General features: G+C 65.3%; 16 protein-coding genes. 7 read left to right on the top strand and 9 right to left on the bottom strand.

All coding sequences use genetic code 11. From position 1 onward, the window contains the following. Positions 1-41: 41 nt before the first annotated feature. Positions 42-1,385 carry a deoxyribodipyrimidine photo-lyase gene (locus HQ354_RS16420; protein ID WP_222634679.1) on the bottom strand — a complete coding sequence of 448 codons (1,344 nt, stop codon included), beginning with the start codon at positions 1,383-1,385 and terminating at the stop codon, positions 42-44. A 115-nt stretch (positions 1,386-1,500) separates the two neighbouring features. Between HQ354_RS16420 and HQ354_RS16425 the strand changes: the two genes are divergently transcribed. From HQ354_RS16425 to HQ354_RS16435, 3 genes are read left to right on the top strand one after another with little or no spacing between them, the layout of a single operon-like run. After that, a complete protein-coding gene (locus tag HQ354_RS16425; RefSeq protein ID WP_068426045.1) occupies positions 1,501-1,707 on the top strand; it encodes a hypothetical protein in 207 nt (68 codons plus the stop codon). Between the two features lie 13 nt (positions 1,708-1,720). After that, positions 1,721-2,467, top strand: a complete 747-nt coding sequence (locus HQ354_RS16430) for a response regulator transcription factor (RefSeq protein ID WP_068424686.1) — start codon at positions 1,721-1,723, stop codon at positions 2,465-2,467. Next, positions 2,464-3,777, top strand: a complete 1,314-nt coding sequence (locus HQ354_RS16435) for a sensor histidine kinase KdpD (RefSeq protein ID WP_068424689.1) — start codon at positions 2,464-2,466, stop codon at positions 3,775-3,777. Before HQ354_RS16430 ends, HQ354_RS16435 begins: the two co-directional genes overlap by 4 nt. A gap of 43 nt (positions 3,778-3,820) precedes the next feature. Here HQ354_RS16435 and HQ354_RS16440 read toward each other — a convergent pair whose 3' ends face one another. Continuing rightward, positions 3,821-4,180 (bottom strand): FKBP-type peptidyl-prolyl cis-trans isomerase, encoded by a 360-nt coding sequence (locus tag HQ354_RS16440; RefSeq protein WP_068426048.1) that lies wholly within the window; start codon positions 4,178-4,180, stop codon positions 3,821-3,823. A gap of 24 nt (positions 4,181-4,204) precedes the next feature. Then, positions 4,205-4,879: a DUF2848 domain-containing protein gene (locus tag HQ354_RS16445; RefSeq protein WP_068424694.1), complete on the bottom strand. Its 675-nt coding sequence runs from the start codon at positions 4,877-4,879 to the stop codon at positions 4,205-4,207. Positions 4,880-5,012: 133 nt separating this feature from the next. On the opposite strand from HQ354_RS16445, the gene HQ354_RS16450 reads away from it, so the two are divergent. Then, positions 5,013-6,347 carry an MFS transporter gene (locus HQ354_RS16450; protein ID WP_114330261.1) on the top strand — a complete coding sequence of 445 codons (1,335 nt, stop codon included), beginning with the start codon at positions 5,013-5,015 and terminating at the stop codon, positions 6,345-6,347. Here the strand turns inward: HQ354_RS16450 and HQ354_RS16455 are convergent. Beyond that, positions 6,319-6,960, bottom strand: a complete 642-nt coding sequence (locus HQ354_RS16455; RefSeq protein ID WP_068424696.1) for a GntR family transcriptional regulator — start codon at positions 6,958-6,960, stop codon at positions 6,319-6,321. The genes HQ354_RS16450 and HQ354_RS16455 overlap by 29 nt on opposite strands. A gap of 46 nt (positions 6,961-7,006) precedes the next feature. Between HQ354_RS16455 and HQ354_RS16460 the strand changes: the two genes are divergently transcribed. Further along, positions 7,007-7,801 carry a carbon-nitrogen hydrolase family protein gene (locus HQ354_RS16460; RefSeq protein ID WP_068424698.1) on the top strand — a complete coding sequence of 265 codons (795 nt, stop codon included), beginning with the start codon at positions 7,007-7,009 and terminating at the stop codon, positions 7,799-7,801. Positions 7,802-7,864: 63 nt separating this feature from the next. Here the strand turns inward: HQ354_RS16460 and HQ354_RS16465 are convergent, their stop codons facing one another. The 5 genes from HQ354_RS16465 to pdxH all read right to left on the bottom strand — a co-directional run bounded on the left by HQ354_RS16465 (position 7,865) and on the right by pdxH (position 13,010). Then, positions 7,865-9,163 carry a citrate synthase gene (locus HQ354_RS16465; RefSeq protein ID WP_084423690.1) on the bottom strand — a complete coding sequence of 433 codons (1,299 nt, stop codon included), beginning with the start codon at positions 9,161-9,163 and terminating at the stop codon, positions 7,865-7,867. Positions 9,164-9,234: 71 nt separating this feature from the next. Beyond that, entirely contained in the window at positions 9,235-10,173 is a 939-nt protein-coding gene (locus tag HQ354_RS16470; RefSeq protein ID WP_068424701.1) for a carbohydrate kinase, read from the bottom strand. After that, the gene (locus tag HQ354_RS16475) at positions 10,170-11,102 is read right to left on the bottom strand and encodes an aldose 1-epimerase family protein (RefSeq protein WP_068424704.1); all 933 of its coding nucleotides are present in this window, start codon (positions 11,100-11,102) and stop codon (positions 10,170-10,172) included. The genes HQ354_RS16470 and HQ354_RS16475 overlap by 4 nt, the downstream gene beginning before the upstream one ends. Continuing rightward, positions 11,086-12,396, bottom strand: coding sequence for an MFS transporter (locus tag HQ354_RS16480; protein ID WP_222634680.1), 1,311 nt, complete (start codon positions 12,394-12,396; stop codon positions 11,086-11,088). Before HQ354_RS16480 ends, HQ354_RS16475 begins: the two co-directional genes overlap by 17 nt. After that, on the bottom strand, positions 12,393-13,010 hold the full coding sequence (gene pdxH, locus HQ354_RS16485) for a pyridoxamine 5'-phosphate oxidase (protein ID WP_222634690.1): 618 nt from the start codon (positions 13,008-13,010) through the stop codon (positions 12,393-12,395). The genes HQ354_RS16480 and pdxH overlap by 4 nt, the downstream gene beginning before the upstream one ends. Before the next feature lie 124 nt (positions 13,011-13,134). On the opposite strand from pdxH, the gene HQ354_RS16490 reads away from it, so the two are divergent. After that, complete coding sequence (locus HQ354_RS16490; protein WP_068424710.1) at positions 13,135-14,253, top strand: citrate synthase 2; 1,119 nt, start codon at positions 13,135-13,137, stop codon at positions 14,251-14,253. A gap of 606 nt (positions 14,254-14,859) precedes the next feature. Further along, positions 14,860-15,893 (top strand): hypothetical protein (locus tag HQ354_RS16495; RefSeq protein ID WP_222634681.1); only part of this gene is annotated, 1,034 nt, incomplete at its 3' end.

The raw sequence follows: 15,893 nt of genomic DNA on the forward strand, positions 1-15,893 counted from the left end.
CAGGCTTCACTCCCGGCGATAAATGGGTCGTTCCGCAGGCTTCACTCCCGCGGAGGGAGCGAATTGAACCGCGCGATCGCCACCTGACGTTCGTGCCCGTGATCGACGATCGGCTCCGGATACTCCTTGGGCCGACCGCCTTTCAGGGCGTGCACCGCCTTGCCCTCGATGCCGCGCAACTCCGGTACCCAGCGACGCACGTAATCGCCTGCGGGGTCGAACTTCTCGCCTTGCGTGATCGGGTTGAACACGCGAAAGTACGGTGACGCATCCGTTCCCGTGCCCGCGGTCCATTGCCATCCGTGCTGATTGTTGGCCAGGTCGCCGTCGACGAGCTGGTTCATGAAGTACCGGGCGCCGCGCCACCACGGCAGGTGCAGATCCTTGACGAGGAACGACGCGACGATCATCCGCACCCGGTTGTGCATCCACTTCTCGGACGCGAGCTGACGCATTCCGGCGTCGACGATCGGGAAGCCCGTGCGGCCCTCCTTCCACGCCTCGAACATGATGTCGGCGTGCTTGCCCGAGTCGACATCGATACCGTCGAACTTCTTGTCGTAGTTCTCTCGCGCACTGTCCGGTCGCTGAAACAGTATGTCCGCGTAGAAGTCTCGCCACGCGATCTGCCGTCGATACGCGGCACTTCCCTCGTTGCGCAGTGTCGACAGGTCCTTCAGAATCGTGCGCGGATGAATGTTGCCGTACTTCAAGTACACCGACATGCGGCTCGTCGAATCGAGATCCGGGCGGTTGCGCTCGTCGTCGTAACCCTCGATCCGACCCAGAAACTCCTTCCACTCGTCGAGCGCCGCCTTCTCCCCCGCGGGCGCCTCCGACGCATCCTTCTCGGTCGGGATCTTCGCTCGTCGCGGTAGGCCTGACACGTCCGACGGGTCGAGCCACGTCGCGGTCTTCTCCGACGTCTCGGCCGGCCCGCGCCAACCGTGGTTCATCCACTGCCGGAAGTACGGCGAGAACACGCGATACGGCTCGCCGTTGTCCTTGGTCACTCGCCCCGGCGCGATGGCGTACGGAGAGCCGGTCGCGTGCAACGACACCCGCTTCCCGACACGTTCGTCCCGCTCCCGCCCGTACGGGCCGTAGTCGGCGCTGATGTGGATCTCGTCGGCGTCGACGGCTTTCGCGACCTTCGGCACCACCGTCGCCGGGTCACCCTTGACGACGAGCAGGCGTCCGTCCAACTGCTCGTCGAGCGCGGACAGGCTTCGGAACAGGAAATCGCGACGAGGACCACCCGACGGCTTCAACAGGGCGTCGTCGAGCACGAAGAGGCCGAGAACCGGGTCACCCGACTCCGACGCGGCACCGAGAGCGGGCAGATCGTCGAGTCGGAGATCGCGTCGAAACCACATGACAGACATGGCCCGATACATACCCGCCGGTTTCTCAGAGAAACGCCAATCTTGCTTCACAGTCGCCGCAGAATCGCCCCCTAGCTTGGGAAACACGCACGAACGAGAAGGAAAGGAGCACATCATGAAGACCACGCCGAGGTTCCCGGGAGCGCAGTCTCTGGTGAACAGCACCTGCAGTTTCGAGAAGTACTACGAGGCCCTGTACTCGCAGGCGCCGACGGTCGCCTGGTCTCTCGACACCGACGCGACGCGTCGTAGCGCCCTGGAGGAGTTCTTCGCACAAACGCCCGAGGAACGGCAGAAGACCGTCGACAGTTGGGCTGCCTAGGCACAATGGGGCTGTGTCCGAGACAGCACCGAGCAACCACGCAGCGACCGAGAGCACCGCGACCGTCCTCGTCGTCGACGACGACGAGGACGTTCTGTCGTCACTGCAGCGCGGATTGCGCCTGTCCGGTTTCACGGTCATCACCGCGGTCGACGGCGCCGCCGCTCTGAGCGTCGTCGCCAGCCAGTCACCCGACGTCGTCGTCCTCGACATCAACATGCCCGTCCTCGACGGAGCGAGCGTCGTCAAGGCGCTGCGCGCGATGGGCAACGACGTCCCCATCTGCGTACTCAGCGCACGCTCGTCCGTCGACGACCGCATCTCCGGCCTCGAGAACGGGGCTGACGACTACCTCACCAAACCGTTCGTCCTCGCCGAACTCGTCGCCCGCGTCAAAGCGATGTTGCGACGACGCGCGGTCGCGCCGGTGGCTGAGCCGTCGGGTGGCGGTTCGTCGTCGGAGATCGTCGTCGGGCCGCTGTCGGTGGACATCCCCGGCTACCGGGCCCACAGCCAGGGCCGGGAGCTCGACCTCACCAAACGTGAATTCGAACTGCTCGCGGTGCTCGCACGGAACAAAGGAGTCGTTCTGACGCGTGAGCGGTTGCTCGAGCTGGTGTGGGGTTACGACTTCGTCGCCGACACCAACGTCGTCGACGTCTTCGTCGGATACCTGCGCCGAAAGATGGAGGTCGACGGCGCATACCGCGTCCTGCACACGGTTCGAGGCGTCGGATTCGTGCTCAGGGACGCGTCGTGAGGCTGTCGCTGCGCCTGCGTGTCGCGGCCGCCACGGCGCTCGGCGCGACCATCGTCGTCGCGTCGCTCGCGGTCGTCACGTCGGTGGCCATCTCGCGCAACAACGTCAATCAGCTCGACGAACGGCTGACGACCGCGTCCCAGGCACTGGTTCCGAACACCGCAGTGCTCGAAACGTTCCTGAACCAGCTGTCGTCGGCGTTCGCAGTCACCATCCGCACCGGTGACACCATCCGTGCATCCACCCCGATCCAACTGCCCGACCTGCCCGAAGGTTCGCAGACCGTCGACGTCGGCGGCCAGAGATTCCGCGTGTACACCACGACCACGACGTCGCTGATCGATCTGTCCATCGCCATCGGAGTGCCTGCGATCGAGGCGCAGCAGGTGACCGACGAGCAGCAGCGCCTCGTCCTGTTCATCGGACTCGGGGCAATTGCCGTCTCGACGGGTCTGGGGTGGATCTTCGGTGGTCGAGCGGTGAAACCTCTCGTGACGTTGACCCGTCAGGTGAGCGCGCAGCCGCCGTTACCTCCGGACACGAAGACCGGCGTCAAGGAGGCCGACGAATTGGCGACGGCCATCGGCGGGATGTTGCAGCGCGTCAACGACGCGCAGGAACGCACCAACGACGCGCTCGCGACCGCCCGTGACTTCGCTGCGGTCTCCGCACACGAACTTCGTACGCCGCTGACCGCGATGCGCACCGACATCGAAGTGCTGCGGACCCTCGATCTGGAACGCGCGCAGCAGCAGGAGATTCTCGGTGATCTGGACCGAACCCAGGGTCGCGTCGAGACGACGCTCGGCGCTCTGGAGAAGTTGGCGTCGGGTGAACTGCAGGACGACAGCGACCGCGTCGACACCGACATCGTGGACATCTGCGACGTCGCAGCGCAGGACGCGATGCGTCAACACCCCGATCTGACGGTGCGGATCGAGTCCGAACCGTCGGTGACGATGCGCGGCTTTCCTGCGGGCCTGCGTCTGGCCGTCGACAACGCGATCGTCAACGCCATTCGCCACGGCGACGCGAAGAACCTCGTTCTCGCGATTCGCCGCGACGAGGGTCGCGTCGTACTCACCGTCGACGACGATGGAACCGGCGTGCCCGTCGACGAACGCGACGCGGTCTTCGAGCGGTTCTACCGGGGAGCGGCCGCCGCGAAGGGCGGGTCTGGTCTCGGACTCGCCCTCGTCGAACAGCAGGCTCAATTACACGGCGGCACAGCCTATTTCACCGACAGCCCGCTCGGCGGGGCCAGGTTGGTGATGGAACTGAGTGCGGCTGCGCCACCCGTGCGCGGATAGTCGGCCTCTGGACCGACTATCCGCGCACGGGCGCGAAGCGCACTTATTTGACGTCGAGCAGATCGATCACGAACACGAGGGTCTTGCCGGACAGACGGTGGCCTGCACCTGCAGGACCGTACGCCAGCTCCGGCGGAATGGTCAGCTGACGCCGTCCGCCGACCTTCATGCCGGGGATGCCGTCCTGCCATCCCTGGATGAGACCCTGCAGCGGGAACTGGATCGATTCGCCGCGGTTCCACGACGAGTCGAACTCCTCTCCACTGTCGAACTCGACGCCGACGTAGTGGACCTCGACATTGCCGCCGGCGACCGCTTCCGCGCCGTCACCCTCGACCAAGTCGACGACGACGAGGTCGGTGGGCGGAGGGCCGGCCTGAAACTCGATAATTGGCTTCGTCACGGAACCCACCCTACGTCGTGCAGGTCAGCCGATCGGGTCAGCCATGCGAATCACGTCGTATGCGCAGGTCAGCTCGTTGCCGGTAGCGGGGTCGGTCATCTCGACCTTCCACGTGTCGGCGAACTGGTCGACGCCGGGGTGCATCGAGATCGTGCCGGAGATCAGGATGGTGCCGCGCTTGAACAGGCCGCGCTCCCGCAGAACGTCGAGCCAGTACTTCGGAGCCAGCAGATCGCCGAGTGATCCGGTCTGAATCGGGGTATCGCCGACCCATGCCTTCAGGGTGATGTCGTCGATGCGGTCGGCGACATCGGACAAACGCCATGCGCCCAGGCCGAGGACGTCGGGAGACGCGTTCTTGCTCCATGCGACGCTGTGGACCTCGAGGTCACGGTCGGTGTGATCGCAGGCGACCGTCAGCAGGACGTCGTCCTCGGAGTCGCCGAGAATCACGAGTGCCCACTCGGCCTCGCCGGACGTGCGGCCGTGCTGCACGTGAACGGTGTCGGTCTGCTGCGCCAGGTACGGCGAAATCGGGTACATCGCGGGAGTGACCGTCGGCGCAGGAACACCCAGTTCGGCCAGCTCGGCGATGTGGTGCGCAACCTCTTCCTGGTTGCGGCCCGCGTATCCCGCGTTGAGAAGATTCAGTGGTTCGACGGTTTCGGTCGTGCCGTCGGGCAGCGTGAAAGTGAGCATGAGCCTAAGGACCTCTTCCCGTTACTTTTTTGTTTCCAATACGCCGAAAAGCTTGCGCATACGTCTTGTATACAGCAAGTATGGAGACCGTTCAACGGATCCGCGTGATTCCAAGCACAGCGAAGGAGTTGCCATGACTGCGCAGACAGTCGACAAGAAAGGCCTGGCGAGGGCATTCGCCGCGAGCCTGACCGGGACGGCATTGGAGTGGTACGACTTTGCCGTCTACTCGGCTGCCGCCGCCTTGGTGTTCCCCATCATCTTCTTTCCGGACAGCGATCCGCTGACCGGAACCCTGCTCGCGTTCTCGACCTACGCGGTCGGCTACATCGCCCGTCCGATCGGCGGATTCGTCTTCGGTCGCCTCGGCGACGTCATCGGACGCAAGCAACTACTCGTGATCACGCTGCTGCTGATCGGCGTCACGACGTTCCTGATCGGTCTCATCCCCAGCTACGACACGATCGGCATCGTCGCGCCGATCCTGCTCGTCACGATGCGCTTCGCTCAGGGCGTCGCCGTCGGCGGTGAGTGGGGTGGCGCCGTGCTGCTGTCCAGCGAATACGGCAACCCGCGGCAGCGCGGCTTCTGGTCGTCGGCTGCCCAGATCGGCCCGCCTGCAGGCAACCTGCTCGCCAACGGCGCTCTCGCCGCACTGACCATCGCTCTGACCGAGGACCAGTTCGAATCCTGGGGCTGGCGTATCGCGTTCCTGTTCTCGGCAGTACTCGTCGGCTTCGGTCTGTGGATCCGCCTGAAGCTCGAGGACACCCCGGTCTTCAAGGCCCTGCAGGAAAGCGGCGACCGTTCGGAAGCTCCGATCAGCGAGGTCTTCAAGACGCAGCTGCGTCCGCTCGTCGCCGCGATCCTCTCGCGCATCGCTCCCGACGTCATCTACGCGCTGTTCACCGTCTTCTCCATCACCTACGGCGTCCAGAAGCTCGGGTTCGCCCGCAGCGAGGTGTTGACCGCCATCCTCATCGGCTCCGCGTTCCAGCTCGGACTCATTCCGCTGGCAGGCGCGATCTCCGACCGCATCAACCGTCGCCTCGTCTACGGAGTCGCGGCGGTCGGTGGCGTCGTGTGGAGTGCGATCTTCTTCCTGATGATCGGCGGCAGCTCGCTGCCGCTGCTGATTCTCGGCGTCGTCGTCGGACTCGCGTTCCACTCGTTCATGTACGGACCGCAGGCTGCGTTCGTCACCGAGCAGTTCACGGTACGTCTGCGCTCGACCGGTAGCTCGCTCGCCTACACGATCGCAGGCGTCTTCGGTGGCGCGATGGCACCGCTGATCTTCGTGTTCCTGCTCGACAAGACCGACAGCTGGGTACTCATCGTCGGCTACATCGCCGTCGTCGGCGCACTCACCGTCCTCGGACTCGCCTTGGGCCGCAACCCCGATCGTGCCGAGGAAGAGGACCACGACGTGATTGCGAACGCTACGCCCGCAGCAGGATCTGCAGTGTGACCTCGAGGTGATCGTCGATCGCTCGCTGCACGAGGCCCTCGTCACCGCCTTCCAACGCGGTGACGATGGCCTCGTGCTCGGTGCACACGTTGCGCTGACGATCGGCCGCCGAGAACAGAGCAGTCAGCCCGACGCGCAACTGTCGGGCCCGAAGTCCCGCATACGTCCGCGACAGCAGCTCGCTTCCGGCCGCGTCGACGAGGATCTGATGGAACTTTCCGTCGAGATCGATGAAATCCTTTGCGGCGTCGTCGGTTCGGTTGTCGGCGAGATCTTCCTGCTCGACGAGAATCGACCGCATCGCCGACGCCGGAACGTTCCCGGCACGCAGCGACGTCGTCGCCGCGTGCCGCTCGAGGACACCGCGCAGATCCATCAGTTCACTGATCTGACGTCCCGACATGGCCGGGACGTGTGCGCCCCGCTTCGGTACCATCTCGACCAGACCTTCCGCCTGCAACATCAGCAGGGCTTCGCGAACGGGCGTGCGAGACACGCCGATTCGCGTCGCAAGATCCTGTTCGTTGAGAAAGGTGCCGGTCGCAGCGGGCGACGTGAGCACCTGATCACGCACGAAGACGTAAGCCTTGTCCCTACCCGACAGCGATTGCATACGATATGTATACCTGCCGGCGCCAGATGAAACCAGGAGTTCTCCCATGAGCACCACCGTCCGAATCAGCCTTGCCCAGGTCAACAGCGGGGCCGACCCGTCGGAGAATCTGAAGATCATCGACACCCATGCCGAGGCCGCGAAAGCGGCCGGGTCGTCGCTCGTCGTGTTCCCCGAGGCCATGATGCGACGCTTCGGCCTTCCCCTGCGCGAGATTGCCGAGCCCGTCGACGGGCCGTGGGCCGACTCCGTCCGCGAGATCGCGGCGCGTCACGGCATCACGATCGTCGCGGGCATGTTCACCCCCGCCGACTCCGAGCGCGTCGCCAACACGCTGCTCGTCACCGGCAACGGCGTCGACGCCGGCTACGACAAGATTCACCTGTTCGACGCGTTCGGGTTCGCCGAGTCCGACACCGTCGCACCCGGTCAGGATCCGCTCGTCGTCGACATCGACGGCGTGAAGGTCGGCTTCGCCACCTGCTACGACGTCCGCTTCCCTGCGCTGTTCCAGAAGCTCGGCGACCTCGGAGCCGAACTGATCATCGTCGCGGCATCGTGGGGATCGGGCCCGGGCAAGGTCGAGCAGTGGTCGCTGCTCGCCCGCGCACGTGCGCTGGACTCGACGGCGTTCGTCGCAGCCTGCGACCAGCCGGAGCCCGAGGAAACCGCGGGTACCGCACCCCTCGGCGTCGGACATTCGGTCGTCAGCTCCCCGATCGGTGAGGTCATGGGCGAGCTCGACGCCACGCCCGGCATGCTGACCGTCGACATCGACACCGCGGTCCTGGACGGCGTCCGGAAGAAGCTGCCGGTGCTGGCCAACCGTCGCCAGTTCTGACCTTTCGAAACCCACGGAAAAGGCCGCCCACCCCGGACAGGGTGGGCGGCCTTCGTCGTAGCTCTACCGGGAAGCGACATCCTTGTAGTCGCGCTCGGTGTAGCCGGTGTAGATCTGACGCGGACGGCCGATCTTCGTCGTCGCATCCTCGTGCATCTCACGCCAGTGCGCGATCCAGCCCGGGAGGCGACCCATCGCGAACAACACCGTGAACATGCGCGGCGGGAAGCCCATCGCACGGTAGATCAGGCCGGTGTAGAAGTCGACGTTCGGGTACAGCTTGCGCTCGACGAAGTAGTCGTCGGTGAGCGCGGTTTCCTCGAGCTTCAGGGCGATGTCGAGGAGCTCGTCACCGTTGCCCAGCTTGCCGAGGATGTTGTGCGCAGTTTCCTTGACCAACGTCGCGCGCGGATCGAAGTTCTTGTAGACGCGGTGTCCGAAGCCCATGAGCTTCACGCCGTCTTCCTTGTTCTTCACTCGACGCAGGAAGTCGGTGGCGTCGCCGCCCTCGGCCTTGATCTTGTCGAGCATCTCGAGAACTGCCTGGTTGGCGCCGCCGTGCAGCGGGCCCCACAGAGCGTTGATGCCGCCCGAGATGGACGTGAACAGGTTGGCGTCCGACGAGCCGACGAGACGAACCGTCGACGTCGAGCAGTTCTGCTCGTGGTCGGCATGCAGGATGAGCAGCATGTCGAGGGCCTTGACGATCTCGGGATCGACCTCGTAGGGCTCGGCCGGGAAGCCGAACGTCAGGCGCAGGAAGTTCTCGACGAGGCTCTTCGAGTTGTCGGGGTACAGGAACGGCTGGCCGACGGACTTCTTGTACGCGTACGCCGCAATGGTCGGCAACTTGGCGAGCAGACGGATCGTGGACAGCTCGACCTGCGCGGGATCGTTGGGGTCCAGCGAATCCTGGTAGTACGCCGACAGCGCGTTGACAGCGCTGGACAGCACCGGCATCGGGTGCGCGTTGCGCGGGAAGCCGTCGAAGAACCGCTTGAGGTCCTCGTGCAGCAGGGTGTGCCGACGGATCTTGTCGGTGAACGTCTCGAGCTGATCCTCGGTGGGGAGCTCGCCGTAGATCAGCAGGTAGCTGACCTCGATGAAGCTGGACTTGTCTGCCAGTTGTTCGATCGGGTACCCGCGGTATCGAAGGATTCCCTTGTCACCGTCGATGTAGGTGATGGCCGACTTCGTCGAGGCGGTGTTGACGAACCCACCGTCGAGAGTCGTGTAACCGGTCGTAGCCAGCAGCTTTCCCAGTTCGATGCCATCGTTGCCTTCGGTGGCCTTGGCGATGGACATGCTGTATTCGCCACCGGGGTAGGTGAGGGTGGCTTTGGCGTCATTCTCAGCGGGCACGAATGGTCCCTCTCGAACTCATGTAACGGACACGTACTTAAATCGGACAGTTCTTTACGTCGATAGAGAAACTAGTCTCTCGGCGCCTCGGACGCCCACGGAGGGTCGGCACCCGGGCGAGAAACCGTGATGGCAGCTGCCCGAGCAGCGAAGCTCAGTGCTCGCTCCCAATCTTCCCTACCCATGTCACGAACGGCGCTGGATGTGACAATGGTCTCTTCATTCAAAAACTGTAGTAAAGCCCCGTGCACGGTGTCACCTGCGCCGATGGTGTCCACCACGTCGACGGCCACGCCGGGAACAGAGATTTCTTCCGACGCCCGGAACACCGACAGACCGTCGCCGCCGCGCGTCATGACGACGGCCGACACGCCCGCGGCGAGCCAGTCGTCGACCGTCGTCCCCTCGGTTCCGAGCCCGAGCCAGTGCGAATCGTCCTCCGAGACCTTCAGGATGTCGACGTCGGGAAGCCACGATCTGAATCGCGTGCGGAACTCGTTGGCGGTGATGTCGCCGCTCGTGCTGTCGATGGCGGCAGGCCGGATGTTCGGGTCGAGCATCGTCAGCTTGCCGGCGGCGTGCGCTCTTTTCAGCAGGTTCGCGTACACCGACGCACCCGGCTGGTACAGAAGCGACAACGTGCCGAACGACAGAACGTCGATGTCGTCCGGGATGTCGCCCGGATCCTGGACGAGACGATCCGCGGTGCCGTCCGCGTAGAACGAGTACTGGGCACTGCCGTCCGACGCGAGCGTCGTCATCGCCAGCGTGGTCGGCTCCTCGCCGCGCTGAACCCACGACGTGTCGACGCCTGCGCCGCGCAGACTCTCCAAGATCTGGTCGCCGAACGGGTCGGTCGACACCCGCGAGAGGAATGCGACCTTCGAACCCAGGCGTCCGATCGCGACGGCGACGTTGAACGGGCCACCACCGAGCTTCGGCGCCAGCAACGGTCCTTCGTGCACCGGTACCAGATCGACCAGTGCCTCTCCACACACGAGAATCGTCATGCGGCGCGATGCTCCATTCCCCACGAACCGGTCCAGGACTTGCCCGGCTCCAGTACCAGTAGATCGATCCCCGAGTTGAACGCGTCGGGCGGGCACGTCATCGGTTCGATGGCGAGCGCCCGACCACGGTCTGGATAGGCCTGGTCGTTCTTGGGGTCGGCCGTGAACACCTGAATCCAATCGAATTCGCGATCGGTCCACAACACCGTGGCGGCGCCGTCGGGACCCGACAATACGTGGCGTGCCTTGCCGTCCTCGTCGGGAACTTCGGCGCTGAACGGCGTGTCGAGCCAGACGTCCTTCAGGGACTTGGCGGTGGTGAAGTCGTAGTCCGTGCCCGCGGTCGGTACGGAAGGACCATGAGGCAGCATTCGATCCGGATCCAATTGCAACCGTGTGCCCGCGGACAGCTCGAGCGTGCACTCGTCCAGAGGCACGTCGCCGACGCGAACGAACGAGTGGAAGCCCATACCGAACGGCGCGTCGACGTCACCGGCGTTGGTCGCCGACGCCGTCACGACCAGACCGTCGTCAGTCAGCTCGTGGGTCACCGTCAGCGTGATCCGGTACGGCCACCCCTTGTGCAGACCGACGTCGACCGACTGTTCGACGCGAGAATCGGAGTGGTCGACGAGCGTCCAGTCGACGCGTCGGACGAACCCGTGACTGGCGTTGCCTCGCGCAGGCTCGGTGATGTCGAGCTCGTGGTCGACTCCGCCGAACGAGAACTTGCCGTCGGCGACGCGGTTGGGCCACGGCGCGAGCACGAGACCGGCCGACAGCGGGGGCTTCTTCCCCAGTTCCCACGTCTCGGTCATGGGCGCGCCGTCGAACTCGAGCGAGCGCAGACCGGCACCGGTCGAGGCGACTTCGGCGCGGTATCGACCGCTCGTCAGCACGTAATTCCGTTCGTCAGCCATGGTGTCCATTGTCCACCCTCGTGACTCGATATCGAATGAATGCCGGAAGTGCGACGGCTGCGATCACCACACCGACGACGACGAGAACGCCGCCACCTGCAGCCGCGGCCGCAGTACCGACCATCGCGGCGCTCGCCCCGTGCAGGACGTCGCCGATACGCGGACCGCCCGCCACCACCACGATGAACACGCCTTGCAGACGGCCGCGCATGTCGTCGGTGGCGACCTGCTGCAGCATCGTCGACCGGAACGCAGCCGAGATCATGTCCGCACCACCGCCGAGCGCGAGGAAGGCAAGGGCGATCCACAGCGCGACCGAGACGCCGCCGCTCGTCGCCATTCCGACGCTGACGCCGAACCCCACCATCGCCAGTCCCCACACGACGATGCAGACGATCACCGCAAGACCCTGCCGCTCGACGCGCGGAAGCCACCCCGAGAACACACCGCCCAGAACGGCACCCGCCGACAGCGCCGCGAACAACAGGCCGAGAACCAGGCCGCCCGACGCCGGATCACCGAACGTGTCGTGCGCAATCTGCGGGAACAGCGCACGCGGCATCCCGAAAACCATCGCGATGATGTCGACGACGAACGACGCGAGCAACACCTTCTGCGTCGCGAGATACGTGAAACCCTCGACGACCGAACGCAATCCGGCCCTCCGCCCCGCCTCCGCCGGTGGGATACGCGGCAATCGGATCACAGCCCACAGCGTCGCGAACAGGGCGATCGAGTCGACCAGATACAGCGTCTGCAGACCCGCGAGCGGAATCATCGTGCCCGCGATCAGCGGGCCGGCGATGGCCCCGAAGTTCATCACCGTCATGTTCAGCGAGTTCGCCGCAGGCAACTGTGCACCGGGCAGCAGCCGGGGGATGATCGCGCTGCGCGTCGGCTGATTCACCGCGAAGAACGCCTGCTGAACCGCCAACAGACACAACACGACCCACACGTTGTTCAGATCTGCGAACGCCTGCAACCACAGCAGGGTCGACGTCGAGATCAAGCCGACGGTCGTGATGGTCAGCAGCGTGCGGCGATCCATGACGTCGGCGAGCGCCCCGCCCCACAACCCGAACACGATCAACGGTACGAGGCCGAAGACACCCGTCAGACCGACGTATGCCGAACTGCGAGTGATCTCGAAAATCTGTTGCGGCACAGCCACAATACTGAGCTGCGCACCGATGACGGTGACGATGTTCGCCATCCACAGGCGTCGGTAGGCCTTGTTCTGCAGTGGTGTCGTGTCGGCGAGTACTCCGCGAAGCTTGCTCTTCTTCTTCAGCGCTTCCGTCACGGCTGAAGCCGCTCCACCACCGCGTTCGCGACGGTGACGCGAATCCTGTTGTGCAGACGGCTGGTTCGACCCTGCCAGAACTCGACGGTGTCCGGAATCAACCGGAAACCACCCCAATTCGGCGGTACCGGAACCTCTTCGCCGTCGAACCGCGTCGTGACGTCGGCGAGCGCCTGTTCGAGCTCCGCGCGCGAGCCGATGGGTCGAGATTGCGCCGACGCCCACGCGCCGAGCTGCGATCCGCGCGGACGCGTCGCGAAGTACTCGGCCGTCGTCTCCGCCGACACTTTCACCACAGACCCTCTGATGGACAACTGGCGCGCTATCCCGATCCACGGGAACGTCACCGATGCATACGGTGTCCGCGTCAGGTGAGTGGCCTTGTCCGAGTCGTAGTTCGTGTAGAAGACGACACCGTCCTGCTCGAGGTCCTTGCAGAGGACCGTGCGCGTCGACGGACGACCCGCCTCGTCGACGGTCGCCAGCACCATCGCGTTGGGCTCGGGAATCTCGGCGGCAATCGCGTCGGAAAGCCACGCGCGGGCCACCGGAAACCAGCCGTCGACCAGCTGATCAGCGTCGAGATCGGTGTCCTGGCGATAGTCGACCCTCATGTCCGCCAGAGGCTTCTGCTCATTCTGCACGTACCCGAACGTTACTCCCGGGTACGACGGGTTACAGTGCTGACCAGGCAAGCTCGAACGCGAGCCGCGAGGCCACAAGGAGAGTCCTAACGTCATGGCTGTTCAACAGGTACCCGAAGATTTCGTCAGCGGCCTCGAGGGCGTCGTCGCGTTCACCACCGACATCGCCGAGCCGGACAAGGACGGCGGCGCACTGCGTTACCGCGGCGTCGACATCGAAGATCTCGTCGCCAAGCGGGTCACGTTCGGCAACGTGTGGGCACTGCTCGTCGACGGCCGCTTCGGCCCCGGCCTCCCGCCTGCCGAGCCGTTCCCACTTCCCGTGCACACCGGCGACGTCCGCGTCGACGTCCAGGCAGGCCTGGCGATGCTGGCCCCGATCTGGGGATACCAGCCACTGCTCGACATCGACGACGCCACCGCCCGCGAACAGCTCGCCCGTGCGTCCGTCATGGCACTGTCCTACGTCGCCCAGTCCGCACGTGGCATCCATCAACCCGCGGTCCCGCAGAAGAAGATCGACCTGTGCGAGACCGTCACCGCACGCTTCATGACGCGCTGGAAGGGCGACCCCGACCCCGCGCACGTCGAAGCCATCGACGCCTACTGGGTCTCCGCGGCCGAGCACGGCCTGAACGCGTCGACGTTCACCGCCCGCGTCATCGCCTCGACCGGCGCCGACGTCGCCGCCTCGCTGTCCGGTGCGATCGGCGCGATGTCCGGCCCACTCCACGGCGGCGCGCCCGCACGAGTGCTGCCGATGATCGAAGAGGTCGAGAAGCAGGGCGACGCCCGCGCGCTGGTCAAGGGCATCCTGGACCGCAAGGAAAAGCTCATGGGCTTCGGGCACCGCGTCTACCGCGCCGAGGATCCCCGGGCCCGCGTGTTGCGTGCGACGGCCAAGCGCTTGAACGCACCGCGCTACGAGGTCGCCGCCGCATTGGAGCAGGCTGCGCTGGCCGAGCTGCGTGAGCGTCGGCCCGATCGCGCGATCGAGACCAACGTCGAATTCTGGGCCGCGGTCATCCTCGACTTCGCCGAGGTACCCGCGCACATGATGCCCGCCATGTTCACCTGCGGCCGCACCGCGGGATGGTGTGCGCACATCCTCGAGCAGAAGCGACTCGGCAAGCTCGTGCGCCCGGCGGCCATCTACACCGGCCCTGCCCCGCGCTCCCCCGAATCCGTCGACGGGTGGGGGCAGATCGTCTAGGGCGGTCGTTCTGCGCAGGTGCGATCGGACGTCCCCGAACGCGGTCCGCGCACCTTCCAGCAGGCGCGCACGTTGCAACCTGCGCAGCTGCTGCAACCTGCGCGGGTAGATGCGAGCGCACAGCGATCGGACGCCCCGAACGCCGCCCGCGCACCTTCCAGCAAGCGCGCACGTTGCAACCCGCGCAGCCGCTGCAACCTGCGCGGGGAGGAGCGAGCGCACAGCAAACGGACGCCCCGAACGCCGCCCGCGCACCTTCCAGCAAGCGCGCACGTTGCAACCCGCGCAGCCGCTGCAACCTGCGCGGGTTGCATTGAGCGCACAGCAATCGGACGCCCCGAACGCCGTCCGCGCACCTTCCAGCAGGCGCGCACGTTGCAACCCGCGCAGCCGCTGCAACCTGCGCGGCAGAACCGAGCACACACCGATCGCACATCGCGAACCTCGACCGCACACCTTCCAGCAAGCGCGCACGGTGCAACCCGCGCAGCCGCTGCAACCTGCGCGGATATGACGGTTCGCTGCCGAATTCCACAGGTTCGCTTTATCCACAGGCGACCGCTCACCCGACCGTCGGCCAGGTGTGGCTGGGCCACCATAAGTCGCATGTACCCGGAGAAAGACCCGCTGCTGCTGCGTCGCGACATGGTTCGAGACGGATCGTCGGACAGTGACATTCGTATCGCGAAGGCCGACGGTTCGATCACGCCCCTTCGGCGAGGCGCGTTCGTTGCGACGACGACGCTGAAGGATCTGCGGCCGGAGGAGCGGCACCTGCTCAATGTCCGAGCACATCTCGCCGCAGCGACCAGCGCACTCGTCGTGAGCCACCAGTCCGCGGCCGTCGTGCACGGCTTCGCGATGTTCGCCCCGGACCTGGGGAAGGTCCACTTCACCGTCGACCGAGAGTCCGGCGGTCGAACCACGAAGACTCGCCACGTGCACGCGAACACCCTGACCGAAGCCGACGTGACCGTGGTCGACGGAATTGCGGTGACGTCGGCCGATCGCACTGTTGCCGATCTGCTGAGACTGCTCCCGTTCGAGGCCGGCGTGTGCGTCGGCGATGCTGCACTACGGGCAGGCTCGGCAACTGTCGCGGGAATCGAGGAAGCGCTGGCACGGTCGGGCAAACGAGCCGCGGTGAAGGCGCGACGCACCCTGGCGTTCTGTGACGCGCGGAGCGAGAGCGTCGGGGAATCGCGAACTCGTGTTTTGCTGCACCGCGCGAAGATGCCTCCCCCACTTCTTCAGATCGAAGTTCGCAACAAGCGCGGTCGCTTCGTCGGACGACTCGACCTGGGGTACGCCATCGGAGTTGCGCTCGAATTCGACGGGAAGGTCAAGTACACGAAGCACGCGAAACCAGGTCAGGACCCGGGCGACGTCGTCTTCGCGGAGAAAGTTCGCGAGGACGAGATCCGACGAATCGGATGGGTCGTGTTACGGGTGACGTGGTACGACCTCGATCACCCGGACGAGTTCTTGGCGCGGCTGCAGGAAGCGCTCGACCTGAACTGCCCTGGGACTGGTGGAGACTGTGATCTCACCAGGAGAATGCAGGTATGGGTGCACCAAGGAAGTTCGATGCCGAGACTCGTGAGCGGGCGGTTCGGATGTATCGGGACCGTCTGGCCGGG

This window comes from Rhodococcus sp. BP-261, from assembly GCF_019835205.1.
In the GTDB taxonomy this organism is placed as follows: Bacteria; Actinomycetota; Actinomycetes; order Mycobacteriales; family Mycobacteriaceae; genus Rhodococcoides; species Rhodococcoides kyotonensis_B.

Bases quoted from the DNA above. Each gene is read 5' to 3' on its own strand.
- pdxH (WP_222634690.1), bottom strand. From the start codon at position 13,010: ATGAGGGTCGACTATCGCCAGGACACCGATCTCGACGCTGATCAGCTG.
- HQ354_RS16475 (WP_068424704.1), bottom strand. From the start codon at position 11,102: ATGGACACCATGGCTGACGAACGGAATTACGTGCTGACGAGCGGTCGA.
- HQ354_RS16420 (WP_222634679.1), bottom strand. From the start codon at position 1,385: ATGTCTGTCATGTGGTTTCGACGCGATCTCCGACTCGACGATCTGCCC.
- HQ354_RS16460 (WP_068424698.1), top strand. From the start codon at position 7,007: ATGAGCACCACCGTCCGAATCAGCCTTGCCCAGGTCAACAGCGGGGCC.
- HQ354_RS16490 (WP_068424710.1), top strand. From the start codon at position 13,135: ATGGCTGTTCAACAGGTACCCGAAGATTTCGTCAGCGGCCTCGAGGGC.
- HQ354_RS16425 (WP_068426045.1), top strand. From the start codon at position 1,501: ATGAAGACCACGCCGAGGTTCCCGGGAGCGCAGTCTCTGGTGAACAGC.
- HQ354_RS16455 (WP_068424696.1), bottom strand. From the start codon at position 6,960: ATGCAATCGCTGTCGGGTAGGGACAAGGCTTACGTCTTCGTGCGTGAT.
- HQ354_RS16470 (WP_068424701.1), bottom strand. From the start codon at position 10,173: ATGACGATTCTCGTGTGTGGAGAGGCACTGGTCGATCTGGTACCGGTG.
- HQ354_RS16450 (WP_114330261.1), top strand. From the start codon at position 5,013: ATGACTGCGCAGACAGTCGACAAGAAAGGCCTGGCGAGGGCATTCGCC.
- HQ354_RS16445 (WP_068424694.1), bottom strand. From the start codon at position 4,879: ATGCTCACTTTCACGCTGCCCGACGGCACGACCGAAACCGTCGAACCA.